The organism is Bradyrhizobium sp. WBAH42 (assembly GCF_024585265.1).
In the GTDB taxonomy this organism is placed as follows: Bacteria; Pseudomonadota; Alphaproteobacteria; order Rhizobiales; family Xanthobacteraceae; genus Bradyrhizobium.
This window is the reverse complement of the sequence record NZ_CP036533.1, coordinates 5,912,928-5,939,029: the sequence shown is the minus strand read 5'-3', so window position 1 is coordinate 5,939,029 and position 26,102 is coordinate 5,912,928. Positions and strand designations below refer to the sequence as shown.

Genomic DNA, 26,102 nt, shown 5'->3' with positions numbered 1-26,102 from the left:
GCCCCGCATCCAAGTCGGATAGTTTCAGACGATGCCGGGCCCCAGGAAGACCGGGGGTGGGCGTCGTGTTCGCGTTTGTGAACACCTGCCCGAGAACGCAAGCACTTAAAGCCCGATTCCTGACGAGGGGTCGGCAACAGGAGAGAAGGCCGTGGCCCGTATTGCCGGCGTGAACATTCCCACCAACAAGCGCGTGCTGATCGCGCTCCAGTACATCCATGGCATCGGTCAGAAGATCGCCGGTGAGATCCTGGAGAAGGTCAAGATCCCCGTGGATCGTCGCGTCAACCAGCTCAGCGACGCCGAAGTGCTCCAGATCCGCGAAGTCATCGACCGCGACTATCTCGTCGAGGGCGACCTGCGTCGTGAGGTCGGCATCAACATCAAGCGTCTGATGGACCTCGGCTGCTATCGCGGCCTGCGTCATCGTCGCGGTCTGCCGGTGCGTGGTCAGCGGACCCACACCAATGCGCGCACGCGCAAGGGCCCGGCCAAGGCCATCGCCGGCAAGAAGAAGTAAGTTTTCGAATCCAGTCACGGCGTGTGGCGATGCGGGGAGGCCCGTTCGCCACGCGCTTTTCGTTCCACAGGTGTAGCCGCTGGCATTACGGCGGCGTTTGAGATCTTCAGGAAAGGGACTCAATGGGCAAGGAAGCCACCCGCGTTCGTCGTCGTGAGCGCAAGAACATCGCCTCCGGCGTCGCGCATGTGAACTCGTCGTTCAACAACACGACCATCACCATCACCGACGCGCAGGGCAACACGATCGCCTGGTCTTCGGCCGGCACGATGGGCTTCAAGGGCTCGCGCAAGTCGACCCCGTACGCCGCGCAGGTTGCCGCCGAGGACGTGTCCAAGAAGGCGCAGGAGCACGGCATGCGCACGCTGGAAGTCGAGGTCGCCGGTCCCGGTTCGGGCCGCGAATCGGCGCTCCGCGCGCTCCAGGCCGCCGGCTTCACCGTCACCTCGATCCGCGACGTGACCACGATCCCGCACAACGGTTGCCGTCCGCGCAAGCGTCGTCGCGTTTGATTTTTGACGAGCTGCGGGCGCATCGGCGCCCGCAGTGACTTTGCAAGAAGCCGCGGGAATGATCTGCGGCCTTTCTCCAACGCCAGTATTTGCACCGTCAAATCGACTGGCCTGTATGGGTGAAACAGTGACGATCCAGAAAAATTGGCAAGAACTGATTCGGCCGAACAAGCTCCAGGTCACGCCTGGCAGCGATCCCTCGCGTTTTGCGACCATCGTCGCCGAGCCGCTCGAGCGTGGTTTCGGCCAGACCCTCGGCAATGCGCTGCGCCGCATCCTGCTCTCCTCGCTTCAGGGCGCGGCCGTGCAGTCGGTGCACATCGACGGCGTGCTGCACGAGTTCTCCTCGATCGCGGGCGTCCGTGAGGACGTCACCGACATCGTGCTGAACATCAAGGACATCTCGATCAAGATGCAGGGCGAAGGCCCCAAGCGCATGGTCGTGAAGAAGCAGGGTCCGGGCGTCGTCACCGCCGGCGACATCCAGACCGTCGGCGATGTGGTCGTGCTCAATCCCGATCTGCAGATCTGCACGCTCGACGAGGGCGCCGAGATCCGCATGGAGTTCACGGTCTCGACCGGCAAGGGCTACGTGCCCGCCGAGCGCAATCGTCCCGAGGACGCGCCGATCGGCCTGATCCCGGTCGACAGCCTGTACTCGCCGGTCCGCAAGGTCTCCTACAAGGTCGAGAACACCCGCGAGGGCCAGATCCTCGACTACGACAAGCTGACCATGACGATCGAGACCAACGGCGCGATCACGCCGGATGACTCGGTGGCTTACGCTGCCCGCATCCTGCAGGATCAGCTCAACGTGTTCGTCAACTTCGAAGAGCCGCGCAAGGAAGTCGCCCAGGAGATCATCCCGGACCTCGCCTTCAACCCGGCCTTCCTCAAGAAGGTGGACGAGCTCGAGCTGTCGGTGCGTTCGGCCAACTGCCTGAAGAACGACAACATCGTCTACATCGGCGACCTCGTGCAGAAGAGCGAGGCGGAAATGCTCCGCACCCCGAACTTCGGCCGCAAGTCGCTGAACGAGATCAAGGAAGTGCTGGCCCAGATGGGTCTGCACCTCGGCATGGAAGTGCCGGGCTGGCCGCCGGAGAACATCGACGAGCTCGCCAAGCGCTTCGAGGATCATTACTGATCGACTTCACCGTCGCGGCCGGAGACATCTGGCCGCGATTTTTATGGGCGAACGCAGGAAGCCCACCTGAGCAACTGGTCCGACGGACCGTCGCGGCAGTTCATACGTAAGGAATACACACATGCGTCACGGCAAGGTTCATCGGAAGCTCAACCGCACGGCCGAGCACCGCAAGGCGATGTTCGCCAACATGGCGGCCGCGCTGATCAAGCACGAGCAGATCGTCACCACGCTGCCTAAGGCCAAGGAGCTTCGCCCGATCGTCGAGAAGCTCGTCACCCTCGGCAAGAAGGGCGGCCTGTCGCTGCGCCGTCAGGCCATCTCCGAGCTGCGCGACGTCGACATGGTCAAGAAGCTCTTCGACACGCTGGCGACCCGCTACAAGGACCGCCAGGGCGGCTATACCCGCATCATCAAGGCCGGCTTCCGCTACGGCGACAACGCCGCGATGGCCGTGATCGAGTTCGTCGATCGCGACGTCGATGCCAAGGGCCAGGATTCCGGCCCGGTGCAGGAGAAGGAAGCCGAGGCGGCGTAAGCCCGACCGGCATCGAGTTTTAAAAGCGGCGCCTTCGGCGCCGCTTTTTCGTTGCGTAGGAACGGTAGGGTGGGCAAAGGCGCGCGCTCTTCGCGCGCCGTGCCCACCATTCACAATCCTCACGCGTCAGTGAGTCCTGATTGCAGCTGAGGGAGCCGCTTCCGATATCTCCATCCACATCCATGGAGATATTGCATGAACATCGACCTTTCCGGAAAGACCGCCCTCGTCACCGGCTCGACCGCCGGCATTGGCCACGCCATCGCCAAGGGCCTCGCCGCCTCGGGCGCCAGCGTCGTCATCAACGGCCGCAGCCAGGACAAGGTCGATGCGGCGGTGCGCAAGCTGGAAGGGACGGGCGCCAAGGTCCGCGGGATCGCGGCCGACGTCTCGACCGCGGCAGGCTGCAAAGCACTCGTTGCGGCGCTGCCCGAGGTCGACATCCTCATCAACAATGCCGGCATCTTCGAGCCCAAGGATTTCTTCGACATCCCGGACGAGGACTGGAGCCGTTTCTTCGAGGTCAACGTGATGAGCGGCGTGCGGCTGTCGCGGGCCTACATGAAGGGCATGCTCGCGCGCAATTGGGGCCGCATCGTCTTCATCTCCTCGGAGTCCGGGCTCAACATTCCCGTCGAGATGATCCACTATGGCATGACCAAGACGGCCCAGCTTTCCGTTGCGCGCGGCCTGGCGCAGCTCACCGCTGGCACCGGCGTCACCGTCAATTCCGTGCTGCCGGGCCCGACCATGTCGGAGGGCGTCGAGACGTTCGTCAAGGATCTCGCCAGGCAGAACGGCCAGTCCGTGGACGAAGCCGCGGCCAACTTCGTCAGGCAGCATCGCCCCAGCTCGCTGCTGCAGCGCTTCGCCAGCGTCGACGAGATCGCCAACATGGTGGTCTATGTCGCCTCGAAGGAGGCGTCGGCGACCAACGGCGCCGCGCTGCGCGCCGAGGGCGGCATCGTCAACACGATCGCCTGAGGCGATGGCGGTCGGCTACTCGTCCTTGATGCCGGCCTTCTGCGCGATGTCCTTCATCTCGGCCGTCTCTTTGGTCACCGCTCCGGCCCAGTCGTCAAAGCGTGCGAAGCCGGGCTCGAAGCCGACCTTGACGAAGCGCTCCACAACGGAAGGGCTGTTGATGATCTCCTCCAGCGTCGCCGTGAGCTTGTCGCGAACCGGCGGCGGCAGCCCCTTGGGCGCGACCACCGCGCCCCATGACGAGAAGTCGATGGCGGGATAGCCGAGCTCTGCCAATGTCGGTGTGTCGGGCAGGAATGGTGTGCGCTGGCCGGAGAATACGGCCATCACCTTGACGGTGCCGGCCTCGATCTGCGGCTTCACGGCGATCACGGTGTCGACATGGTACTGGATGTGCTTGCCGATGAGATCGTTCATCGCCGGCGCGCTGCCCTTGTAGGGCAGGTGGACCATCTTAATTCCGGCGTTCGACTTGAACAACTCGCCGGCGAAATGCGACACCGTCGCGACGCCGAAGGAGGCCAGCGACAGCTTGTCCGGATTGGCCTTTGCCTCTGCGACCAGCGCAGGCAGATCCTTGACCGGATTGTCCTTGTAGGTGACCAGCGCCAGGGTGATCTTGCCGACCCGGCCGAGCGGCTCGAAATCCTTGGCCGCATCGTAAGGAACGCTCTCCTTCACGGCGGCCGGCAAGGTGAAGCTCGAGTTCGAGCTGAAGAACAGGGTGTATCCGTCGGGCGCCGCGCGCGCCACCTCCTTGGCCGCGATCGTGGTGCCCCCGCCGGGACGGTTCATGATGATGACGGGCTTGCCGAGCCGGGCTTCGAGCTCGCCGCCGATGATGCGGGCCACCACGTCGGAGGCTCCGCCCGGCGGGAACGGGACGATCAATTGCAGTGATTTCTCGGGATACGATTGCGCGGTTGCGAGCGAGTTGACGCTGATCGAGCCGATCGCGGCGAGCGCTAGCGTCAGGAACGTTGTTTTCATCGTGTCGTTTTCCGCGGTTGACGTTTCAATCGAAGGCGAGAAATCCCGGCTTGTCCGCAATCGGCGGCTGCCTGGCAAGCCACGCAACGTCGGGAACAGGGCGGGCGGTATCCGGATTGGCAGCGAGCACCGCTTCGATTTCGCGCGCGACCGCGAGCGTGGCGAGATCGCCGCCGCGCGGGCCGATCACCTGGATGCCGAACGGCAGGCCGGCGTCGTCGCGTCCGGCCGGGATTGCGACGGTGGGATGGCCGACATTGGTGACGGCATAGGCGAGCGCGAGCCAGTGGAAATAGCTCTTGGTCGGCCGGCCGTCGATCTCGGCTGGATAGAGCTCCGACCACGGCCGCGGGCTGATGGTGACCGCAGGCGCGAGAATGAAATCGTGATCCGCGAAGAAGGTCTGCCAGCGCCGGTAAAGGTCGGTCTGCATCGAGAGCGCACGCGCCACGTCGGCGGCGGAATAGCCGAGCCCCTCGGCGACGTTGTCGCGAACGTTGGGCCCGACCTTGTCCGGAAACTTCTCCACGAGCTCGCGATGGCGGCCGAGGAATGCGACGGCGCGCAGGATGCTGAATACCTCGTCCGCGCCGGTGCAATCAGGATGAGTCCATTCGACTCCGCGAAATACAGTTTCGAACGAATTGAGCTTCTGTCTGAAGGCGCGGGCGACCACCCCCTCGGTCGGCGCAAAGCCGAAATCGCTGGTTGCAGCAATGCGGAGCGCGGAGAGATCGACGCGCGGCGGATTGCGATAGAGCGCCGCCGAGGGCGCACCGCCCGCATGAAGGATCGCCGATAACGGATCGCGTGCGTCACGATCCAGCATGCAGGACAGCATGAGGCAAGCGTCGGGCACGGTTCTCGCCATCGGCCCGAGCTGCGAGATCTGCAGCCAGGCCATGTTGCGGCTGTTGCTGGCGATCAGTCCCGGCGAGGGCCGGAATCCGACCACGCCGCAAAAGGAGGCCGGATTCCGCACGGAGCCACCGGTATCGGATCCGGTCGCGAGCGGCACCATCCCAGTGGCGAGCGCAACCGCCGATCCTCCCGACGAACCGGCGGCGGATCGATTGGGATCGAAGGGATTGCCGGTCGCGCCATACACGGCGTTGCGCGTGTTGCCGCCGGCGCCCCATTCCGGCACGTTGGTCTTGCCGATGACGATCGCGCCCTCGCGCTTGAGCATCGCGACGATGGCCTCGTCCTGCCTGGCGACATTGTCCGCGAACAGCACGCTGCCGAAGCTGGTCGGCAATCCTTCCGCATCGATCAGGTCTTTGACACCGAGCGGCAGGCCATGCACGGCGCCGAGGGTCTCACCGCGCATCACGGCGGCCTCGCGCTCGCGCGCCGTCTTGCGCGCGGTTTCGAACGAGCGCGCAACGACGGCATTGACCGCCGGATCGACCGCTTCGATGCGGCGGATGCAGCTATCCGTCAGCTCGACGGGGGAGAGCTTGCGTTGGCCAATCAGCGCGCGTGCCGCGACCGCCGACAGGTCGCATGGTTCGGTCATCATCAATCTGCTTGTTGCTGGTCCCGGGGGGCGGGGGTCGGCCCTCTTTTCCGGGACCGCAGACGCATGATGCCTCAATTGACGCGGAGTGCCAAGCCTACCACCCCTCCAGCACGATCTTGCCGCGCGACTTGCCGCTCTCCAGCAGCGCGTGCGCGCGCTTGAGGTTGACCGCGTTGATCGTGCCGAAGGTCTGGTCGAGCGTGGTGCGCAACACGCCCTTGTCGATGAGGTCGGCCACGTCGTTGAGCAGATGATGCTGCGCGATCATGTCAGGCGTCTGGAACGAGGAGCGCGTGAACATGGATTCCCAGTGCATCGAGATCGCCTTGCCCTTGAATGCGGCAACCGTGAACTCAGGGGGATCGTCGATCAGGCCGAACTTGCCCTGCGGGGCCATGAATTCCGCGATCGCCTTGTAGTGCTGGTCGGTGTAGGTGAGGCTGGCCACCAGCGCGACCGGCGGCAGCTTCAACTTCTCGATCTGCTCCTTCATCGGCTTGCCATGATCGATCACCGCATGCGCGCCGAGATCGAGGCACCATTTTTGCGATTCCGGCCGCGTGGCGGTGGCGAGCACCGTCAGCCCGGTGAGGCGGCGCGCGAGCTGGATCAGGATCGAGCCGACGCCGCCGGCGCCGCCCGTGATCAACAGCGTGCGCGGATCGACGCTCTTGCCGGGCACCGCGCCGAGCCGGTCGAACAGCAATTCCCAGGCGGTGATGGAGGTGAGGGGAAGGGCGGCGGCCTGCGCGAACGACAGGCTCGTCGGCTTGTTGCCGACGATGCGCTCGTCGACCAGGTGGAATTCGGCATTGGTGCCCTGGCGCAGGATCGAGCCGGCGTAGAACACTTCGTCGCCCGGCTTGAACAGCGTGACCTCGGGCCCGACCGCATCGACCACGCCGGCCGCGTCATAGCCCAGGATCTTGGTCTCGCCCTCGGGGGGCGCTGCGCGCTTGCGCACCTTGTAGTCGACCGGGTTGGCCGAGATCGCTTTTACCACGACGCGGATGTCGCGCCCTTTGGGGTCGGGCTTTGCGGTCTCGAAATCGAACAGTGAATCCGCGTCCTCGATCGGGAGCGATTTTTTGTAGCCGACGGCCTTCATGGCGTGTCTCCATCAGATGGTTTTATTCGCCTGCCGCCCTAACTGTCGCTCTGGCTCCGATTTGGCAAGTACTGTAAATTCGGGGATATAGTCCCTGTTTGGATACTATTGGGAAAACCCGCATGAAACGCCGCAATTTCGCCCGTCGTCCCGGCTGCTCGGTCGAGGCGACGCTGGACCTGATCGACGGCAAGTGGAAGGGCGTGATCCTCTACCACCTGCAGAGCGGCACCCAGCGCTTTGGCGAATTGCGCCGCCGGATGCCCGGCATCACCCAGCGCATGCTGACGAAGCAGCTGCGCGCGCTGGAGGAAGACAAGCTCGTCATCCGCAAGGTCTATGCCGAGGTGCCGCCGCGCGTGGAGTATTGCTTGTCCGAGCTGGGTGAGAGCCTGAGGCCCGTGATCGATATCCTGAAGGCCTGGGGCGAGAGCCACCAGGAGCGGCTGTCCTGCGCGCCGCCACCCGTGGTCGTGAAGAAGAAGCGCGCAGCGTGATGAAGGTGAGGGATGGTGCCGTTACCTCTCCCCGACGGGGAGAGGTCGAATTACGCCTGGCGATGCGCAGCATCGTCCAGAGCAATTCGGGTGAGGGGGCGCGGCATCCTCGATAGAGCGTAACCCCTCACACCGCGCCTTCGCGACCTCTCCCTGCGGGAGAGGTGTAAAGTCAGAATGCGAACTGCGTGCGCATCGCGACCGCGTCGAACTTCGAGCCGACGTCTGCGGTCGATATCGGCGAGGCCTGCCGCGACACCGTGCCGTGCAGATAGTCGAGCATGAAGCGCACGTTGCCGTTGACGTACCAGTTGAGCGCGAGCGTATAGACCGTCTGCCGACCGCCTGCGACGCCGCTCGCCGTGGCGAGCTGATCGTTGAGGTCGATCGTCGAGAAGCGTCCGGCGATCTCCCACGCGCCCCAGCCGCCGCCGTCGAGCGAGAACGGATGCGCCGGCTTGACGCCGCTATAGGCCGCATTCGCCGCATTGTAGGAGCGGCCTTCGCCGGTCAGCACATAGCCGGCCTGCGCGTAGCCGCCCTGGAATTTCAGGCTCGGTGCGCCGACCAGCGGCACACCGGTGTTGGCGGTGCGATCGACATTGTACCAGAAATACTCGCCCTGGACGATGAACGGGCCGTAGGTCGCTGCCGCCTCGACGCTGTAGACCTGCGCGCCCGAGGCATTGGCGATGGCGCCCGTCGAGATCAGCGTGGTCGGGTCGAGACGCAATTCCGGACGATCGCTCAGCGTGACCGTCTGCGTGTTGGCGATGAGATTGCGCGGCGGCTGGATCAGCCATTGCGCATCGGCGCCGATATGCACCGAATAATCCTTGCCGCCGATGGGATTGCCGGCCACGCGTGCCACGGCGCCATATTGCTCGCTGGTGCCCGCCGGCGCCGCGCTCGAGGCGGAATGGATCGCGCCGGTCGAGGGCCCCGTGACATAGCCGCCGATCCACAGCTGGTCGTTGAACCAGCGCGCACCGGCTGCGGAACGGAAGTCACCGGCGGCGATGTTGGTCGCGATCACGCCGGGCGAGGCGCGCTCCATGAACATGATGTCGTTCGAGCTCGTCGCCTCGTCCATGGTGTAGGGCAAGTCCATGATGCCGGCCTCGATCGCCATCTTGCCGCCGAACGGCTTCAGGCCGGTGTAGCTGAGATACGCGTTCTCGACGCCGGAGACGCCGCCGCCCGGCAGCGATCCCGGAGCTGTGCCGCCAAATCCGTCGGACGAGCCGCCGAAATCGTAGACCAGCGCAAAATTCCAGTCGTTGAAGAACTTGCCGGTGACGCCGATGCGCGCGCGGCGGACATTCTGGCCGCTGTCGAGCTTTTGCGGCACGGTGGCTGCGGTGTTGGGGCGGTAGTCATAGCCGCCGACGTCCCAATGTACGCGGCTGGTGATGGCGACGCAGTTGGCCTGGTCGGCGGTGCAGATCGTCGGCCGGTTGTTTGGCATCGTCACGACGACGCCGGATGCCGGCGCCGGCCCCTTGACCGGGATTGCCGCGTTGGCATTGGCCACCGCGGCCTTTGCCTCCGCGCGCGCCTCGGCCTTTGCCTCTGCCTTGGTTTCGGCTTTTGCCTTTGCCGCGGCCGCCGTGTTCGCCGCGGTCTGGCTCTGCAGCTTGTCGAGCTTCTGCTCGAGCATTTTCAGCTGCTGCTTCAACAGCGCGATCTCCTGCTCGCTGCTGCTTGCCGATTGGGCTTGGGCCTGCGATGCCGCCAGCGCGCCGGCGAGACCAATCGCGGTGGCCGCAATTCTTGTTCTGCTCACGTTACGCTCCATCATTTGACTGTTTCCCCAAGTCGCGAACGGAGAGCCTAGGTGTGATCGATGACTGCCCCGCGACGCTGCGAACGGTTGCGTGGGTTCCCACTGATGCAAATTCGCCGCAACCGAATCCGCCTCACACCACCATGCAAGATGATGCACATCATGCCAATCCGCCGCCCGGGTAAATTGCAGATTCGCACGGCACCCTTGCATGCCGGACACGCCGGAGAAGGGGGCGAATATTGCCCTCCGGCGCCCTTCTATTGGGGGGCGAACGCGCCTATATTCCGGCGTCTTTTCCAAGAGGTAGGAATGTTTCGAGCGACCTGGACTGCCGCCGTCACGGCGCTGTGCGTAGCCCTTTCGGCCACCTTCAATCCGGCTGCGGCGCAGGACCGTCGGGTCCCGTCGTCGCCGGCCGAGCTGCGGATGTCCTATGCGCCGATCGTGCAGCGGGTGCAGCCGGCGGTCGTCAACGTCTATGCCGCAAAGGTCGTGCAGAACCGCAACCCGCTGCTGGATGATCCGATCTTCCGCCGCTTCTTCGGCGTGCCGGGCCAGCAGCCCGAGCAGATGCAGCGCTCGCTCGGCTCCGGCGTCATCGTCGATGCCTCCGGTCTCGTCGTCACCAACGTTCACGTCATCGAGGGCGCCGACCAGGTGAAGGTGTCGCTGTCGGACAAGCGCGAGTTCGAGGCCGAGATCCTGCTCAAGGATTCCCGGACCGATCTCGCCGTGCTGCGCCTGAAGGACAGCAGGGAGAAGTTCCCAACGCTCGACTTCACCAATTCCGATGAACTCCTGGTCGGCGACGTCGTGCTCGCGATCGGCAATCCCTTCGGCGTCGGCCAGACCGTAACCCACGGCATCATCTCGGCGCTGGCGCGCACGCAAGTCGGCATCACCGACTATCAGTTCTTCATTCAGACCGATGCGGCGATCAATCCCGGCAATTCCGGCGGCGCGCTGGTCGACATGGCCGGCAAGCTCGCCGGCATCAACACCGCGATCTATTCGCGCTCCGGCGGCTCGCAAGGAATCGGCTTCGCGATTCCCGCCAACATGGTGCGCGTCGTCGTCGCCTCCGCCAAGAGCGGCGGCAAGGCGGTGAAGCGTCCCTGGCTCGGTGCGAAATTGCAGGCGGTCACGCCGGAGATCGCCGAGAGCCTCGGCCTGCGCTCGCCGACCGGTGCGCTGGTCGCGAGCGTGGTGTCGAATGGTCCGGCGGCGAAAGCCGGCCTGAAATCCTCCGACCTCATCACCGGGATCGACGGCCAGACCGTGGATGATCCCAACGCCTTCGACTATCGCTTCGCAACCCGTCCGCTCGGCGGCACCGCGCAGCTCGACGTGCAGCGCGGCGGCAAATCGGTGAAGCTGACGGTGGCGCTGGAGACGGCGCCCGACACCGGGCGCAACGAGCTCGTCGTCACCGCGCGCTCGCCGTTCCAGGGCGCCAAGGTTTCGACCATCACGCCGGCCGTGGCCGATGAGCTGCGTCTGGATGCCGACACCGAAGGTGTCGTGATCACCGATATCGGCGGCGATACCGCGGCTGCGAGTGTCGGCTTCCAGAAAGGCGACATCATCCTCGCCGTGAACAACCAGAAGATCAGCAAGACCGGCGACCTCGAGAAGGCCGCGGGCGAGCGGCCGCGGATCTGGCGCATTACGCTGGTGCGCGGCGGCCAGCAGATCAACGTCACGCTGGGCGGATGAGTCCGAAGCGACCACAGGAGACGCCGACTCTCTTTGCCGCGGCGGGGCTCGATCACGATGCTCCGCATCCGCTGCCGGACCGGCTGCGCCCGCGCACGCTCTCGGAGGTCGTCGGCCAGGATCACATCCTCGGTCCGGACGGTGCGCTGACGCGCATGCTGGAGACGCGCACGCTGGGCTCGCTGGTGTTCTGGGGCCCGCCCGGCACCGGCAAGACCACGGTGGCGCGGCTCTTGGCTGACGCGACCGATCTGCATTTCGAGCAGATCTCGGCGGTGTTCTCCGGCGTCGCCGACCTCAAGAAGGCGTTCGATGCCGCGCGCGCCCGCCGCGAGATGGGCAAGGGCACGCTGCTGTTCGTCGATGAGGTGCATCGCTTCAACCGCGCGCAGCAGGACTCCTTTCTGCCCGTGATGGAGGACGGCACGGTCGTCATGGTCGGCGCCACCACCGAGAACCCGTCCTTCGAGCTCAACGCGGCGTTGCTCTCGCGGGCGCGCGTGCTGGTATTCCGCTCGCTCGATGCGGCCGCGATCGAAAAGCTGTTCGCGCATGCTGAAGCCGTCGAGGGCAGGAAGCTGCCGCTCGATGCGGAGGCGCGCGCGGTGCTGGTCCGCATGGCCGACGGCGATGGCCGTGCGTCGTTGACGCTCGCCGAAGAGGTCTGGCGTTCGGCGCGGGCGGACGAGATCTTCAATGCCGCGCAGCTGCAGGAGATCCTGCAGCGCCGCGCGCCGATCTACGACAAATCGGCCGACGGCCACTACAATCTGATCTCGGCACTGCATAAATCGGTGCGCGGCTCCGATCCCGATGCGGCGCTGTATTACCTCGCGCGCATGCTGGACGCCGGCGAGGACCCGCTGTTCCTGGCCCGCCGCGTCGTGCGCATGGCGGTGGAGGACATCGGCCTTGCCGATCCGCAGGCGCTCGTCATCGCCAATGCGGCGAAAGACGCCTTCGACTTCCTCGGCCATCCCGAGGGCGAGCTCGCCATCGCGCAGGCCGTGGTCTATCTCGCCACCGCGCCGAAATCGAACGCGGTCTACACCGCCTTCGGCACCGCGATGCAGGTCGCCAAGCAGGCCGGCTCGCTGCTGCCGCCAAAGCACATCCTCAATTCCCCGACCAAGCTGATGAAGTCGGAAGGGTACGGCTCCGGCTACGAATACGACCACGACGCGCCGGACGCCTTCTCCGGCCAGGACTATTTCCCGGAGGCCCTGGGTCGCCAGACCTTCTACGACCCGCCCGAGCGCGGCTTCGAGCGCGAGATTCGGAAGCGGCTGGATTATTGGGCCAAGCTGCGCAAGGAGCGGGGCGGCTCGCCCTAGAAGCGGCCATTTCGTCGTGACGGCAGGCGGCTTTTAGGGTACGCAGGCAATCATGAGCCGCCGCATCAAGAGAATGAACCCAAAGCCGCGTTCGCGTGACGAGCGCGACGATTCGCGCCCGCATCAGGCGCGTAGCGCGAAGAAGGCCGGGCCGCGTCCGGGTGGCAAGCCCGGCGGCAAGCCGGGTGCAAAGCCGCGCTTTGTGGGCGAGCGCGCCGAGCGGCGTCCGCCCAAAGCGGTCCAGGAGAGGCCTGCGCCTGAGAAGTCCGTCGAGGCGCTGCTGCCGACCAAGGTTCAGACCGTCACGGTCTCGGCCGACGAGAACAACATGCGCGTTGACCGTTTCCTGGAAGCGCGCTTTCCCGGCCTGTCGTTCTCCCACATCCAGCGCGTCGTCCGCAAAGGCGAGCTGCGCGTCGACGGCAAGCGCGTCGACAGCAAGGACCGGCTGGAGGAGGGGCAGAGCGTCCGCATTCCGCCGCTGAAGCTCGATGCGCCGAAGGCGGCAGGCCCGCTCTCGGAGGCTGCGCAGAAGACGCTCAAGGCGCTGAAGGAGATGACGATCTGGGAAGACGACGACGTCCTCGTCCTGAACAAGCCGGCCGGCCTTGCCGTGCAGGGCGGCTCGGGCATGACGCGCCACATCGACCAGATGCTGGAGGTGATGCGCGATGCCAAGGGCCAGAAGCCGCGTCTCGTCCACCGTATCGATCGCGAGACGTCGGGCTGTCTCCTGATCGCCAAGACACGCTTTGCCGCCTCGCATCTGACCGGCGCGTTCCGCTCGCGCTCGGCGCGAAAGGTCTATTGGGCCCTGGTGCCGGGCCTGCCGAAGCCGAAGCAGGGCCGCATCTCGACCTTCCTCGCAAAGGAGGAGGGCGAGGACGACACCATCATGCGCATCGCCCAGCATGGCGATGAGGGCGCCAGTCACGCGGTGACGTACTACGCCGTGGTCGAGACCGCCGGCAACAAGCTGACCTGGGTGTCGCTGAAGCCGGTGACGGGCCGCACCCACCAGCTGCGCGCCCACATGGCCCATATCGGCCATCCCATCGTCGGCGATCCCAAATATTTCAACATCGAGAACTGGCAGCTGCCGGGCGGCCTGCAGAACCGCCTGCATCTGCTCGCGCGCCGCATCGTCATCCCGCATCCGCGCGGCGGCGTGATCGACGCCACTGCGCCGTTGCCGCCGCACATGCAGCAGTCGTGGAACCTGCTGGGGCTGGATGCCAGCCGGTTCGATCCGATCGAGAACGCGCCGGAGGAGTAGGAGCTGAGCTCCCCTGCTAGCCCCGTCATTGCGAGGAGCTCTTGCGACGAAGCAATCCAGATTGCCTCTGCGGAAAGATTCTGGATGGCTTCGCTGCGCTCGCAATGAGGATGCGGAGAGTATTGGTTGGCCTCCCTCAATTCCGAAACTGCTCCAGGAACATCCGCAAGGAGTCGTGCGGGCTCTCGACATCAGTGATCAGCCAGCCCTCGAGCCCGTTGACCACGACAAAGTTCAGCGCCACCCGGCGCCCGCGATTGTCGAAATTCGCCGCGACATAGGTCTTGTCGTATTGCCTGCGGACGACCGCGATCGTAACAGGGCCGAGCTTCCAGGTCGGGCTCTGCACCAGGAAATCATAGGGCTCGACTCTCGGCGTGCTCCAGGCCTTGCGCAGTGGCGGATCGAAGAACTGGCGCGCGGTCACGGCATCCCGCGGCAAGCCTTTTGACAGCTCCGGCGTCCCTTCGCCGTAATGGGCATAGACGTTGCGGACCAGCGATTCCGGGGTGCGGAAGCCGGCCTCCGCCGCGGCCAGCCAAAATCCTGCCAACAGGGCCCCAATGCCCGCAACTTCCCTCATGCCCGCCGCTCGCTTTATCGGCCGCCGGTCTTATCTTAGAAGCCTAGCATCCAGCGACCGGAACCGAAAACCGACATGCGCGAATTGTTCGAAGAAGCAGCAAGCCAGCCCCCGCCGGATCCCCGGGACTCGGCGCGCGCCTCCGCGCGCGCGCCCCTGCGCAAGCGCTTCTACAAGGAGGCCGGCGTCGCCGATGCCGAGGGGGGCTTCGCCGTCACTGTCGACGGCAAGCCGATCCGCACGCCGTCGGGTCGCCAGGTGGTGATCCCGACGCGCGCGCTCGCAGATCGCGTCGCCGCGGAATGGGCGGCCCAGGGTGAGACGATCGATCCCGTGACCATGCCGTTGACGCGGATCGCCAACAGCGTGGTCGAGGGCGTCGTCGATCGCGTCGAGCTCGTCAGCGACGACCTCGCCAAATATTTCGAGTCCGACTTGCTGTTCTATCGAGCCGGCCATCCCGAGGGACTGGTCGCCCGCGAGGCTGCGCATTGGGACCCCGTGCTGTTCTGGGCGGCGGAGACGCTGGGGGCGCATTTCATCCTGTCGGAGGGCGTGATGCACGTGAAGCAGCCGGACGAGGCTTTGAAGGCCGCACGGGCCGCGCTGCCCGGCGACCCCTGGTCGGTCGCTGCGCTCCACATGGTGACCACCCTGACCGGCTCGGCGCTGCTGGCGCTGGCGCTGGACCAGGGCGTGCGCGATGCCGACCAGGTCTGGGCCGCCGCCCATGTAGACGAGGACTGGAACGCGGAGCAATGGGGCGTGGACGAGGAGGCGGCCGCCCGCCGCGCCGCCCGCCTGAAGGATTTCCAGGCCGCCGTGACGGTTCTGGCGGCGGTGAAGTCGCCGTCCGTCCAAGGTCCTTAACGAGAGGTTTACGAGGCAGCGGTTACGGTAGCCGGCGCTCCCCTTGGGCTGCCGAATGCCGACGCCGGTCACCTCCATTGCTCCCGTCAACGCTGCCAGTCGCCCGGCTGATGCGGCGACACCGGATCTCGTGCTTCAAGCCGGCAGTGTGGTCGATGCCAGGGTGGTCAGCGTGCTCGCCGACAATCTGGTGCGGATCGCGATCGCCAACCTGTCGATGGACGTGATGTCGGAGCTGGCGCTGACGCCGGGGCAGAACCTCCAGCTCGCGGTCTCGCAGAACAACGGCACCATTCGCCTCGCCGTCATGAGCGGGGCAGGCGAGGCGGCGGGCGATCAGGTTACGCTGACGCCGCGGGCGGCCGCGCTGGTGGACAGCCCGCCGCTGGCACCGTCAGTGGCAACGGCACGGAACACCCTGACGCCGTCCGAGCAGGCCGCCGTCGCGACGGCCTCTGCCGAGGCCGCGACCAAACAGGGGAGCCAGGCGCCGCTGTTCGCCAACCTGGCCTCCGTCGTGACAGGCAGCAACCTGCCCGCAGGGCTGAAGCAGGCGGTGCTCGACGTGCTTGCACAACAGACGTCGTTCAACCAGGCCCTCGACGGCGGCGATATCGAATCTGCCTTCCAGAAGTCCGGGCTGTTTTTCGAGGCGTCATTGGCCGCAGGCACAACGCCATCCGCCGGCGTGATCCCGGACTTGAAGGCCGCACTGCTGGTGTTGCGCCAGACGCTGGCGTCGACCTCCGGCGCGATCGAGACGGGAGTGCCGCAGGCAACTCCGCAAGGTGTGTCGCTGCCGGCGAGTGCTGCGGCCGCGACGCACACCGCAGCCTCCGCGGCTGGGCTGGCGGGCGGGACGGCACAAGCGGCGTCGCCGTCACCGGATGCGGACGTCGCCCAACCGGCGCAATTGTCGCGCGGTGCGCTTGCTGCCGCCGTGCTGGCCGAGGTGACGGGCAACAATCCGCAAGCCGCGGTGCCGCGAACCATGTCCGCCGGCCTTGCCGCGAGCCTGCTGCAAGAGCTCACGCAAAACCTGCCGCGCCTGACCGGCAACGTACCGGGCTCCAACAAGGCGTTGCCGGATGCCCATGTCTTCGAGGCTGCCGCACAGCCGACACCTCCGCCAGTCCGCGGTGCGCTGCCGGCGCCGCAGTCCATTGCCGCGCCGTCGCTTGCGCCGGACACGCCACTGACTGCGACCGTGCATCGTCTGCTCGATGACACCGATGCCGCGATCGCCCGGCAGACGCTGTTGCAGATTGCTTCGCTCCCCGATCGCACCGACGCCAGCGGCCACCGCACCGATCCGGCCGTGCCGCAGTGGAATTTCGAGATTCCGTTCGCGACTCCGCAAGGCACCGCGATGGCGCAGTTTGAGATCTCGCGCGATGGCGGCAACGAGTCCGCCGATCCCGTCAAGCGCGCCTGGCGCGCGCGCTTCTCGCTCAATGTCGAGCCGGCCGGACCCGTGCATGCGCTGATCACGCTGAACGGCGACAAGACCTTCGTACGGATGTGGGCAGAGCGGCCGGCGACGGCGCAGCAGCTCCGCGCCGGCATCGGTGAGCTCAGCCAGGCCTTGACGAAGGCCGAGCTCAAGCCCGGTGATATCGTGGTCCGCGACGGCACGCCGCCGCCACCGGCGCCGGCCCGCGCCGGCCACTTCCTGGATCGCGCCACATGAGCGATCCGTCCAAGCTCGCGATCGCGCTGCATTACGAGAAGGGCTCCGGCGCGCCCGTCGTCGTCGCCAAGGGCAAGGGCACGATCGGCGAAAAGATCGTCGAGATAGCGAAGGCCCACGATATTCCGATCGAGGAAAACGAGGTTCTGGCCGGCGCTCTGTCGAAGGTCGAGCTCGGCGACGAAATCCCGCCGGATCTCTACAAGGCCGTCGCCGAGGTGCTGGTGTTCGTGCTGCGGCTGTCGGGCCGGGGGCGATAGAAACCATCTGTCATCGTTTCACCACGTCTCGGCTGCATGGTCGCGGCAACTTTCATCATTCGACGGACACTGCCTTGCTCACCCGCCGTTCCACCCTCGGCCTCCTCGCCGCAACCGCGATCCTGCCCCGACGCGCGCGCGCCCATGTCGCGCCACCGCGCAATGAAATCAGCGACACTCTTGCAAAGCGCTTCACCGAGCTCGGCACGTCAGGCACGTTCGTCGGCTACAAGGTCGAGGATTATCTGATCGTCGCCAGCGACAAGGAACGCTCGGGCGAGGGCAAGCTGCCGGCCTCGACCTTCAAGATTCCAAACGCGCTGATTGCGCTCGAGAGCGGTGTCGTCACTGATCCCGACAAGGACGTGTTTCCCTGGGACGGCGTCAAGCGCCCGATCGAGGCCTGGAACAAGGATCACACGCTGCGCAGCGCGATTCTCGTGAGCGCGGTGCCGGTCTATCAGGAGATCGCGCGCCGCATCGGCGAGGTGCGCATGCAACAATACGTCGACGCGTTCGACTACGGCAATCGCGACATCGGCGGCGGCATCGACCAGTTCTGGCTCACCGGGGCCTTGCGCATCGATCCGGTCGAGCAAGTCGATTTCGTCGACCGGCTGCGCCGCCGCGCGCTGCCGATCTCAAAGCGCAGCCAGGATCTCGTCGCCGACATCCTGCCGGTGACCAAGGTCGGCGACGCCGTCGTTCGCGCCAAGTCCGGCCTCCTGGGCGCCGAGCGCGGCGAGCCTTCGCTCGGCTGGATGGTCGGCTGGGCCGAGAAGGGCGAGGCGCATACCGTGTTCGCGCTCAACATGGATTGCAAGGAGCCGCGCCACATCGAGGCTCGCATGACGCTGACGCAAGCCTGCCTTTCCGAGATCGGAGCGATCTAGCGCGACCGTCGTCAAGCCGGCACCTGAACCTCGGTCGTCGCAATCAGACGCCAATCGGCGAGCGCGGCCAAGCGGTGGGGCTCGGCCTCACGTCGGTAGTCGGAGCTCAAGACGATGGCTCGAAAGGTCGCGAAGTCGGGGTAGCGGACCATTGCGGCGTCGTGCCAGGCTTCGCCTTGCGCCGCAACCAGCAGGGCTCCGACAGAGCCAAGCCAAGTCGGCGTGACCCCTAGCGGAATTGCGACCTTGCGAAATGCGGGGACATAGCGCGTGTAATAGGCTTCGCGCCCGCTGCAGGCCGGAAGCTCGGACTTGTCCCGGTACAAGGCCTCATCCCGATAGCGTAGAAGATTGAGCATGAAGATGGGTTGATCTCCGGGCAAGCTCGAGCCTGCGGTCACGAGTGATCCATTATCGATATCGACGAACATTGTTCTCTCCGGTCGTGAGTTCTTGCTGCGAGCTGATATCGCTTCGGACGCCCGGCCTTGTAGTGGTTTCGAAGTCACTGCTATGATGACGTCATGGCAACACCACGCAGCCATCAGCAACTCCGGCTGGCGCGTGCCGAATACGCCGATCCACGCCGTCCAGGTCAGCCGCAAACAGATGCCGACACGGATCCGCAGTCTCTTGCGGGTCCTCTCAGAGAGTGCATCGACATGGGATTATCGTGGCTAAAGCATGATGAAACTCGATTGCTGCGACTGAGGTGCGCTCCCTCTCCCGCTTGCGGGAGAGGGTTGGGGAGAGGGTGTTTCCGCAATGGGACAATCTCCAAGAGGAAAGAACCCTCACCCGGCGCTTCGCGCCGACCTCTCCCGCAAGCGGGAGAGGTGAAGGAACCGCGGCCATCGATTCAACCGACGGCCATTTCGCTTTAGGCCGCGGCAGCGCCTGCTTCGGTCGCCGGGCGGAGTTCAGGCAGGGTCAGGCTTCGCCGCCAGCGCCTGGTCAACGGCAAAGCCGCCGATCTCGCTCATGGCCTGCGAGATTGGATCGCCGCGCCGGGCAAAGCCGCTCGAGAGATAATCGAATTGCGTCCGCGCCAGCCGCAGCGCCTCGATCGGCACCGAGACCGCTGTCTCGTTGAAACTGTCGACGGAGGCGCGCAGGCTGTCGAGCTCGCCGGTGATTTTGACGATATGGCTTTCCGCATGCTGCATCAGGCCGACAAGCTTGTTGCGTTCGGCATCGAATGCCGCGCGGTCCGCGGCGGCAGCCGCGGTGACTTCCGCGAGCTGCGCCCGCAGCGCCGCGATCTGGCCGACCATGGCGTCGGAAGCGAGTTCGGCGGACTCGCGCAGCTCGGCGTTGCGCGTGCTCTCTTCCTGAACCTGATGATAGAGCCGCTCGGCCGACATCGCCCGCTGGCTCAGCGACTCGATCATGCTGGCTGCACGCAGCAGCATCTCGCCGTTCCGCCCCGACACCATGCCGGCCATGCGGCGCAGGAAGTCGATGGTTTCGGACGATGGGTTCGGCGGCAGGGGGACGACCGTCGCGGACATCTCGGTGATGCCAGTTGGTGATGCTCGAGCTAAGGCGTAAAGAACCGCCGCCGTACCGACTGGGCTCACGCAACATTCGGCGCCTGATCGTTCCGGAGCAAGCCTGAATCGGTCGGCCCGGTCAACCTGCCGGGCTGCCAAATTTGAGATCAGAAGTCCCTCTGCCGCCCGATCCGCCCCAAATGGGTGAAGCCGAACCCGGCGGAATATTTCAGGCCGTAGCCGAGCGCCCGGTCGAGGCCGATATGGGCAAGCCAGATCAAGGCGATGGAAAGGGTGAGGGCGAGGCGAGGCCGAAGCCCAGCGTCAGCAACGCCACCGGGGCCATGTAGCTGTGGGCAGCGTTGTAGACCATCGCGCCGAACCTGGCGTCGGACAGGTAGGCCAGGAAGCTCAGATCGGGCACGAAGAACAGCAGGGCAAACACCAGCCACGACCCATCCCAGGCCGCATAGAGCGTCACCATCGCTGCAAACAGGGTCAGGCCCTCCAGCCGCAGCAGGATGTTGACGCCGCCAGTCGCGGCGCCCGTCTCGCCCCTTCCTTCCGTCACGCTCGCCTCCTCGGCAAAACTTTGTAATTCCTTGCGCTTTCCCGCTACGGCAAGCCAGCCCTGCGACGGCGAAAGCGGCTTTCCGGGTCGCAAAATGCCGTGTTAGAACCCGCCCATCACTTAAGAACTGGCGGGAGCAAATGAAACACATCCTGGACGCCCTTGAAGATCGTCGTGCCGGCGCAAAGCTCGGCGGCGGGGAGAAGCGCATCGAGGCGCAGCACGCCCGCGGCAAGCTGACGGCGCGCGAGCGCATCGAGCTGTTGCTCGACAAGGGGTCGTTCGAGGAGTTCGACATGTTCGTCGAGCACCGCTCCACCGAGTTCGGCATGGAGAAGACCAAGGTGCCGGGCGACGGCGTCGTCACGGGATGGGGCACCGTCAACGGCCGCAAGACTTTTGTCTTCGCCAAAGACTTTACGGTGTTCGGCGGCTCGCTGTCCGAGACCCACGCGCTCAAGATCACCAAGTTGCAGGACATGGCGATGAAGGCGAGGGCGCCCATCATCGGCCTCTATGACGCCGGCGGCGCCCGCATCCAGGAAGGCGTCGCCGCGCTCGCCGGCTATTCCTACGTGTTCCGCCGCAACGTGCTCGCCTCGGGCGTGATCCCGCAGATCTCCGTCATCATGGGCCCCTGCGCCGGCGGCGACGTCTATTCACCTGCGATGACCGACTTCATCTTCATGGTGAAGAACACCAGCTACATGTTCGTCACGGGCCCCGACGTGGTGAAGACCGTGACCAACGAGGTCGTCACCGCCGAGGAGCTCGGCGGCGCCTCGGTGCATGCGACGCGATCCTCGATCGCCGACGGCGCCTTCGAGAACGACGTCGAGACGCTGTTGCAGATGCGTCGCCTGATCGACTTTCTGCCCTCCAACAACACCGACGGCGTGCCGGAATGGCCGAGCTTCGATGACATCGAGCGGGTCGACATGTCGCTCGACACGCTGATCCCCGACAATCCGAACAAGCCCTACGACATGAAGGAGCTGATCCTGAAGGTCGTGGACGAGGGCGACTTCTTCGAGATCGCGGAAGCCTTCGCCAAGAACATCGTCACCGGCTTCGGCCGCATCGCCGGGCGCACCGTCGGCTTCGTCGCCAACCAGCCGATGGTGCTGGCCGGCGTGCTCGACAGCGACGCCTCGCGCAAGGCGGCGCGCTTCGTCCGCTTCTGCGACGCCTTCAACATCCCGATCGTCACCTTCGTCGACGTGCCGGGCTTCCTGCCCGGCACCGCGCAGGAATATGGCGGCCTGATCAAGCACGGCGCCAAGCTCCTGTTTGCCTATTCGCAATGCACCGTGCCGCTCGTCACCATCATCACCCGCAAGGCCTATGGCGGCGCCTTCGACGTCATGGCCTCCAAGGAGATCGGCGCCGACATGAACTACGCCTGGCCGACCGCGCAGATCGCGGTGATGGGCGCCAAGGGCGCGGTCGAGATCATCTTCCGCAGCGACATCGGCGACCCCGACAAGATCGCAGCCCGCACCAAGGAATACGAAGACCGCTTCCTGTCGCCGTTCATCGCTGCCGAGCGCGGCTACATCGACGACGTCATCATGCCGCACTCGACCCGCAAGCGGATCGCGCGGGCGCTTTCGATGCTGAAGGACAAGAAGACGGAAATGCCGGCGAAGAAGCACGACAATTTGCCGTTGTGAGGGGAGGCGTAGGGCGGGTTAGCGAAGCGTAACCCGCCACTCATCCGAACCCGCGGATTACGGCTGCGCCTAATCCGCCCTACAATCGGTATCCTCAATCCAATGACCGAAGACGACCCGACCGACGAAATCTCCGACATCGAAGATCGGATCGAGCGGCTCGCCGAGATTGCCGAGCGGTGCCGGAAGTACATCCTGGCGTCCAAGATCGCGATCGGGGGCGGGGCGGCGCTGCTGCTGGTGACGATCCTCGGTCTGTTCGGCTTCGGTCAGACTGCCGCGCTCGGATCAATCGCCCTGGTGCTCGGCGGGATCGTCTCGCTCGGCTCGAACGTCTCGACGTTGCGACAGACGGACGAGGCCATCAGTGCTGCGGAGGCGCGGCGTTCAGCGTTGATCGGCAGCATTGATCTGAGGGTCGTCGCCGATGCTCCGCTGAAGCTGGTGTGACGCGCAGGGTGGATTAGCGACAGCGTAATCCACCAAGGTATGCGTCACCGGGATGGAGAAGTGGCGGATTACGCTAGCGCTAATCCGCCCTACGTATCTCCCCGGTCCACCTCACGCGGCGGTCTTGAGCGTCAGCTCCGACAATTCGGCGCGGCATTCGGCGGCGTAGGCCTGGAGCCGGTCGGCGGTCTGCCGGTCGAGGATGGCCTTGGCCAGCCGCTCGGCGCGCGCGATCTGTCGTTTGAGATATTCGATGCGGACCATGTGGCACCTGTCAAATTGCTTTCTTCCAATGGTGGCGACTGTACGCCGGGCACAGGATTGATTATGTGAGGCGCATCACGCCCCGCGCGCCTTGTCCCCCGCAGCAAAATGCGCCATCTGGTCGGCGTGCGCCTTGGCGAACGCCGGGCGGGCCGTGGCGCGCGCGGCATAGGCGCGGCAGGCAGGACTGTCCGCAAGCCCGTCGAACTTGTCGACCACGCGCAGTACGTCCGCCATCAGGATGTCGGCGACGGAGAAGGATCCGGCCAGCCATTGGCGGGGGCCGAGCACCGGCTCGAGACGCCTGAGCCGGAGCTTGAGGAAGTCGTCGACGAATTTCCACGCCGCCGTGTCGGTCGGATGTCCCATGAACTTTGACATCGTCCAGGGCAGGCTGGCCATCTCCACCGAATTGAGCGCCGCGAACACCCATTTCGTCGCTTCAGTGCGGCCGCGCGGATCTGTCGGCATCAGCTTGTCGCTGCGCTCGCCGAGATGCAGCAGGATCGCGCCGGTCTCGAAGATCGAGATGTCGCCGTCGGTCAGCCATGGCACCTGGCCGAACGGCTGGTGTGCGAGGTGCGCAGGCCCGCGATCGTCGAATGGGGTGCTGGCGACGCGATAGGGCAGGGCGGCCTCTTCGAGGGCCCAGCGCACGCGCAAGTCGCGCACGAGGCCACGCGGCGGCTCGGGAACCCAATTGAAGGTGGTCAGGGTGAGGTCGGCCATTTGCTGTCTCCGTCCTGGTTCGACGCATAGGACGAGCGAAGGGCGTCCATTCCGACACCAAGGCCAACCTTTTTGTCGCCGGCGGCGGAAAGCGGTTAGTTTTGCGGCAAACAAAGGGAGGAAACCCGATGCCAGCAGCCTTCTTCGTCGTTCGCGCCGTCGTTCCCTACGCCAGCAGGCGCGCTGCTTTCGACCGATGGTACGAGACGGAACATTTGCCCGACGCGGTGAAGGCCTTCGGCGTGAGCAAAGCCTGGCGGTTCTGGAGTCTCGACGATCCCTCGCTGCACCAGGCGATGTATTAGTTCGAGGACGAGGCCAAGCTGAATGCGATGCTGAACGGTGACGCGCTGCAAAAGCTCGTCGCCGATTTCAACCGCGACTGGCCCGACGTGAAGCGCTCGCGTGAGACGCTGCTGCTGGCGCAGGAGTTTTCTCAATAGGAACATTGAAGCTCTGCGTGACGCTGAATCTGAACATACGATTCAGCTTCGGTTCATGTCATGGCCGCGACACTTCCTCTGCATCACTTGCTCGAAGATCCTAGAGGAATTGCCATGGAGCGCCGGAACTTTTTGAAACTTGCCTTGGGATTGACGGCGGGCGCCGCCGCCTTCGCCGCTGCTGCCGCGCAGGCCGCGCCGCTGTCACCGCAGCCGCTCGCTGATCCCGCCCGGCCGCCGCAAGGTAATCCCGACGCTCATCCTGCGGTCACCACCAGCGAGGAAGCCGCCAAGCTGACGCCTGAGCAGGTTCATTGGCGTGGGCGCGGCCGCCACTGGGGCTGGCGCCGCCGTCATTGGCGCCGGCATTACCGGCGCTGGCACCGCCGCCATTACTGGTGAGCTCGCGGCCATTCTCGGACGCGACGGGGATCGCCGCTGGCGGTCCCCGTTTCGATTTGGGAAGTGCTCCGGTTCCGCTGCGGACGAATCATCAGCAACAAAAAATGGCCGCGCAGGCATTCGCCGCGCGGCCATTTTGCAACGGAATGGAAGGAGATCAGAACGGGCGGCAGCGGCCGGCGTACCAGCGGAAACCGTAGGGGCATACGCGCGCACGAGGCACGACGACGACCGGCGCCGGGGCGACCACCACCGGGGCGGGGCGAACCACGACAGCGCCGCGCATCGGACGGCAGCCGCCATAGGGGCCGCGATACCAGCCCGGGCCGCAACCGCCGGCGGCGCTGGCCGCCTCGCTGAAACCGACGACCGCACTGGCGAGCATGACGGCGGCGAACAGGTATTTCATTTGATCTTCCTTCTTGTCCTTGGGGGCAGGCTTCGGGGAATAGCGCTTGCGGGCGCACAATGAATCAAGAGACACGATTCGACACGTTAAATCTGGGACGTGCCGAGACGTCGCGATCCAAACCTGCCAATCATGACCTGAATGCGGCATGAACGTTGGCAGCATTGGGTCTCGGACGACACGCTGCTGTCGCTAGCGGCCGCGAAGGTGACCGATGCCCGAATCACTTGCCGAACAACGCAGCGAACTGCTTCTCGCCGGTGCGGGTGAAATTCACGACGCGGCTGCCGGGCGTGGGATCGCGCGCCGCCCATTTCAGCTCGGCAAAGCGCTGCATCATGGCAGCCCCCAACGTGCCGGCGAGGTGGTGACGCCGTTCGCTCCAGTCGAGGCAGGCCTTGCAGACCGGGCGGCGCGGGTGGCTGAGCATGTCGGGCGAGATCTGCAGGTGCCTGGCGAGAAAGCGCTCGCCCTCGGCGGTCAGCTCAATCTCCTGCTTCCTCTGCCTGACCAGATGCCGCTCGCGCAAGGAGTCCAGCATCTGCACGCCGAGATCGCCGGCGAGATGGTCGTAGCAGATCCGCGCGCGCCGCAGCGCAGGATCCTTCGGCCCGGTGCGCACGCGCATATGGCCGGTGCGCGCCGCAAGCCCAGCCAGCCCCTCGAGCACGCCGGCGACGTCGTCGTCGGTGAGGCGGTAATAGCGATGACGGCCCTGCTTCTCCGGCTCGATGAGGCCGCCGGCCTCGAGCTTCGACAGATGCGAGCTCGCGGTCTGCGGCGTGATGCCGGCCTCCTGCGCCAGCTCGCTCGCCGTGAGCGCGCGGCCGTTCATCAGCGCCGTGAGCATGTTGGCGCGGGCGGGGTCGCCGACCAGCGAGGCGACCATGGCGATGTCGGGTCCTGATTTCATGCTTCGATGGTAACCGAAGCATTGCCGTCGGGCAAGGACGTAACCTCTCACCAAGTCGTCATTGCGAGGAGCGCGCCCGTAGGGTGGGCAAAGGAGCGCAGCGACGTGCCCACCAATCGTCGTGGCGGACAAAGGACGTGGGCACGCTTCGCTTTGCCCACCGTACGAGACCTGCGCTCGCAATGACGCCATGGAAACAGGAGCCCATCATGTCCGTCACCGTCTTCATCCGCTACCAGCTCGATCCGTTCAAGCGCGCCCAGTTCGAGGAATATGCGAAGCGCTGGCTCACCATCATCCCGAGATGTGGCGGCGAGTTGATCGGCTACTTCATGCCACATGAGGGCACCAACAACATCGCGTCCGCCCTGATTTCGTTCGAGAGCCTGGCCGCCTACGAGGCCTATCGCAAACGGCTGCGCGCCGATCTCGACGGTATGGCAAACTTCAACTTTGCGGAGGCGGAGAGATTCATCCTCGCCGAAGAACGCACCTTCCTGCGCAAGGTGGTATTGTAAGTCCACCA

The 26,102-nt window shown here is 65.4% G+C and carries 28 protein-coding genes and 2 pseudogenes; 18 read left to right on the top strand and 12 right to left on the bottom strand.

Features of this window, described 5'->3' with window-relative positions:
• Positions 1-151: 151 nt before the first annotated feature.
• From rpsM to DCG74_RS27905, 5 genes are all read left to right on the top strand, one after another.
• Positions 152-520: a 30S ribosomal protein S13 gene (gene rpsM / locus DCG74_RS27925; RefSeq protein ID WP_008549231.1), complete on the top strand. Its 369-nt coding sequence runs from the start codon at positions 152-154 to the stop codon at positions 518-520.
• Between the two features lie 122 nt (positions 521-642).
• The gene (rpsK, locus tag DCG74_RS27920) at positions 643-1,032 is read left to right on the top strand and encodes a 30S ribosomal protein S11 (protein WP_007603045.1); all 390 of its coding nucleotides are present in this window, start codon (positions 643-645) and stop codon (positions 1,030-1,032) included.
• A 115-nt stretch (positions 1,033-1,147) separates the two neighbouring features.
• Positions 1,148-2,179 (top strand): DNA-directed RNA polymerase subunit alpha, encoded by a 1,032-nt coding sequence (locus DCG74_RS27915; protein ID WP_029674561.1) that lies wholly within the window; start codon positions 1,148-1,150, stop codon positions 2,177-2,179.
• Positions 2,180-2,300: 121 nt separating this feature from the next.
• Entirely contained in the window at positions 2,301-2,717 is a 417-nt protein-coding gene (gene rplQ, locus DCG74_RS27910; protein ID WP_025036979.1) for a 50S ribosomal protein L17, read from the top strand.
• A 195-nt stretch (positions 2,718-2,912) separates the two neighbouring features.
• Positions 2,913-3,701: an SDR family NAD(P)-dependent oxidoreductase gene (locus DCG74_RS27905; RefSeq protein ID WP_172783206.1), complete on the top strand. Its 789-nt coding sequence runs from the start codon at positions 2,913-2,915 to the stop codon at positions 3,699-3,701.
• 15 nt (positions 3,702-3,716) lie between these two features.
• Here DCG74_RS27905 and DCG74_RS27900 read toward each other — a convergent pair whose 3' ends face one another.
• From DCG74_RS27900 to DCG74_RS27890, 3 genes are all read right to left on the bottom strand, one after another.
• Positions 3,717-4,691 (bottom strand): tripartite tricarboxylate transporter substrate binding protein, encoded by a 975-nt coding sequence (locus DCG74_RS27900; protein ID WP_172783207.1) that lies wholly within the window; start codon positions 4,689-4,691, stop codon positions 3,717-3,719.
• Between the two features lie 25 nt (positions 4,692-4,716).
• Entirely contained in the window at positions 4,717-6,210 is a 1,494-nt protein-coding gene (locus tag DCG74_RS27895; RefSeq protein ID WP_172783208.1) for an amidase, read from the bottom strand.
• Positions 6,211-6,307: 97 nt separating this feature from the next.
• A complete protein-coding gene (locus tag DCG74_RS27890) occupies positions 6,308-7,321 on the bottom strand; it encodes a zinc-binding alcohol dehydrogenase family protein (RefSeq protein ID WP_172783209.1) in 1,014 nt (337 codons plus the stop codon).
• Between the two features lie 122 nt (positions 7,322-7,443).
• Between DCG74_RS27890 and DCG74_RS27885 the strand changes: the two genes are divergently transcribed.
• The gene (locus DCG74_RS27885; protein WP_057029641.1) at positions 7,444-7,818 is read left to right on the top strand and encodes a helix-turn-helix domain-containing protein; all 375 of its coding nucleotides are present in this window, start codon (positions 7,444-7,446) and stop codon (positions 7,816-7,818) included.
• 172 nt (positions 7,819-7,990) lie between these two features.
• On the opposite strand, the gene DCG74_RS27880 is transcribed toward DCG74_RS27885, so the two are convergent.
• Positions 7,991-9,604, bottom strand: a complete 1,614-nt coding sequence (locus DCG74_RS27880) for an OprO/OprP family phosphate-selective porin (protein ID WP_172783210.1) — start codon at positions 9,602-9,604, stop codon at positions 7,991-7,993.
• Between the two features lie 312 nt (positions 9,605-9,916).
• Here DCG74_RS27880 and DCG74_RS27875 point away from each other — a divergent pair, with 312 nt between their 5' ends.
• Genes DCG74_RS27875 through DCG74_RS27865 form a run of 3 tightly spaced genes read left to right on the top strand, consistent with a single transcriptional unit; the run spans position 9,917 to position 13,933 of the window.
• Positions 9,917-11,323, top strand: coding sequence for a DegQ family serine endoprotease (locus DCG74_RS27875; RefSeq protein ID WP_172783211.1), 1,407 nt, complete (start codon positions 9,917-9,919; stop codon positions 11,321-11,323).
• Entirely contained in the window at positions 11,320-12,657 is a 1,338-nt protein-coding gene (locus tag DCG74_RS27870) for a replication-associated recombination protein A (protein WP_172783212.1), read from the top strand. Before DCG74_RS27875 ends, DCG74_RS27870 begins: the two co-directional genes overlap by 4 nt.
• Before the next feature lie 52 nt (positions 12,658-12,709).
• Positions 12,710-13,933, top strand: coding sequence for an RluA family pseudouridine synthase (locus tag DCG74_RS27865; RefSeq protein ID WP_172783213.1), 1,224 nt, complete (start codon positions 12,710-12,712; stop codon positions 13,931-13,933).
• Positions 13,934-14,069: 136 nt separating this feature from the next.
• Here the strand turns inward: DCG74_RS27865 and DCG74_RS27860 are convergent, their stop codons facing one another.
• The gene (locus DCG74_RS27860) at positions 14,070-14,516 is read right to left on the bottom strand and encodes a hypothetical protein (protein WP_172783214.1); all 447 of its coding nucleotides are present in this window, start codon (positions 14,514-14,516) and stop codon (positions 14,070-14,072) included.
• Between the two features lie 75 nt (positions 14,517-14,591).
• On the opposite strand from DCG74_RS27860, the gene DCG74_RS27855 reads away from it, so the two are divergent.
• The 4 genes from DCG74_RS27855 (at position 14,592) to blaOXA (ending at position 18,229) form a co-directional block, all read left to right on the top strand.
• Positions 14,592-15,386, top strand: coding sequence for an ATP12 family chaperone protein (locus tag DCG74_RS27855; protein ID WP_172783215.1), 795 nt, complete (start codon positions 14,592-14,594; stop codon positions 15,384-15,386).
• 55 nt (positions 15,387-15,441) lie between these two features.
• The gene (locus tag DCG74_RS27850) at positions 15,442-17,076 is read left to right on the top strand and encodes a flagellar hook-length control protein FliK (protein WP_172783216.1); all 1,635 of its coding nucleotides are present in this window, start codon (positions 15,442-15,444) and stop codon (positions 17,074-17,076) included.
• Positions 17,073-17,336, top strand: coding sequence for an EscU/YscU/HrcU family type III secretion system export apparatus switch protein (locus DCG74_RS27845; protein ID WP_025036968.1), 264 nt, complete (start codon positions 17,073-17,075; stop codon positions 17,334-17,336). The genes DCG74_RS27850 and DCG74_RS27845 overlap by 4 nt, the downstream gene beginning before the upstream one ends.
• 74 nt (positions 17,337-17,410) lie before the next feature.
• Positions 17,411-18,229 carry a class D beta-lactamase gene (gene blaOXA, locus DCG74_RS27840; protein ID WP_172783217.1) on the top strand — a complete coding sequence of 273 codons (819 nt, stop codon included), beginning with the start codon at positions 17,411-17,413 and terminating at the stop codon, positions 18,227-18,229.
• Positions 18,230-18,240: 11 nt separating this feature from the next.
• Here blaOXA and DCG74_RS27835 read toward each other — a convergent pair whose 3' ends face one another.
• The 3 genes and pseudogenes from DCG74_RS27835 to DCG74_RS27825 all read right to left on the bottom strand — a co-directional run bounded on the left by DCG74_RS27835 (position 18,241) and on the right by DCG74_RS27825 (position 20,293).
• Positions 18,241-18,660, bottom strand: coding sequence for a hypothetical protein (locus DCG74_RS27835; protein ID WP_172783218.1), 420 nt, complete (start codon positions 18,658-18,660; stop codon positions 18,241-18,243).
• Positions 18,661-19,149: 489 nt separating this feature from the next.
• Positions 19,150-19,740 (bottom strand): hypothetical protein, encoded by a 591-nt coding sequence (locus DCG74_RS27830; RefSeq protein ID WP_172783219.1) that lies wholly within the window; start codon positions 19,738-19,740, stop codon positions 19,150-19,152.
• Between the two features lie 149 nt (positions 19,741-19,889).
• Positions 19,890-20,293: pseudogene (locus DCG74_RS27825) on the bottom strand (DUF4260 domain-containing protein).
• Positions 20,294-20,433: 140 nt separating this feature from the next.
• On the opposite strand from DCG74_RS27825, the gene DCG74_RS27820 reads away from it, so the two are divergent.
• On the top strand, positions 20,434-21,966 hold the full coding sequence (locus DCG74_RS27820; RefSeq protein WP_172783220.1) for an acyl-CoA carboxylase subunit beta: 1,533 nt from the start codon (positions 20,434-20,436) through the stop codon (positions 21,964-21,966).
• 102 nt (positions 21,967-22,068) lie between these two features.
• A complete protein-coding gene (locus DCG74_RS27815; RefSeq protein WP_172783221.1) occupies positions 22,069-22,416 on the top strand; it encodes a hypothetical protein in 348 nt (115 codons plus the stop codon).
• Positions 22,417-22,527: 111 nt separating this feature from the next.
• On the opposite strand, the gene DCG74_RS27810 is transcribed toward DCG74_RS27815, so the two are convergent.
• A complete protein-coding gene (locus DCG74_RS27810; RefSeq protein ID WP_172783222.1) occupies positions 22,528-22,680 on the bottom strand; it encodes a hypothetical protein in 153 nt (50 codons plus the stop codon).
• 75 nt (positions 22,681-22,755) lie between these two features.
• A complete protein-coding gene (locus DCG74_RS27805; RefSeq protein WP_172783223.1) occupies positions 22,756-23,409 on the bottom strand; it encodes a glutathione S-transferase family protein in 654 nt (217 codons plus the stop codon).
• A gap of 128 nt (positions 23,410-23,537) precedes the next feature.
• Between DCG74_RS27805 and DCG74_RS27800 the strand changes: the two are divergent.
• Together DCG74_RS27800 and DCG74_RS27795 are read left to right on the top strand one after the other, a co-directional pair.
• A pseudogene (locus tag DCG74_RS27800) lies at positions 23,538-23,852 on the top strand (hypothetical protein).
• Positions 23,853-23,966: 114 nt separating this feature from the next.
• Positions 23,967-24,254 (top strand): twin-arginine translocation (Tat), encoded by a 288-nt coding sequence (locus DCG74_RS27795; RefSeq protein ID WP_172783224.1) that lies wholly within the window; start codon positions 23,967-23,969, stop codon positions 24,252-24,254.
• Between the two features lie 157 nt (positions 24,255-24,411).
• Here DCG74_RS27795 and DCG74_RS27790 read toward each other — a convergent pair whose 3' ends face one another.
• Entirely contained in the window at positions 24,412-24,663 is a 252-nt protein-coding gene (locus DCG74_RS27790) for a GCG_CRPN prefix-to-repeats domain-containing protein (protein WP_172783804.1), read from the bottom strand.
• A gap of 223 nt (positions 24,664-24,886) precedes the next feature.
• Positions 24,887-25,576, bottom strand: a complete 690-nt coding sequence (locus DCG74_RS27785) for a winged helix-turn-helix domain-containing protein (protein WP_172783225.1) — start codon at positions 25,574-25,576, stop codon at positions 24,887-24,889.
• 209 nt (positions 25,577-25,785) lie between these two features.
• Between DCG74_RS27785 and DCG74_RS27780 the strand changes: the two genes are divergently transcribed.
• Positions 25,786-26,094 (top strand): NIPSNAP family protein, encoded by a 309-nt coding sequence (locus tag DCG74_RS27780; protein ID WP_172783226.1) that lies wholly within the window; start codon positions 25,786-25,788, stop codon positions 26,092-26,094.
• Positions 26,095-26,102 lie beyond the last annotated feature (8 nt).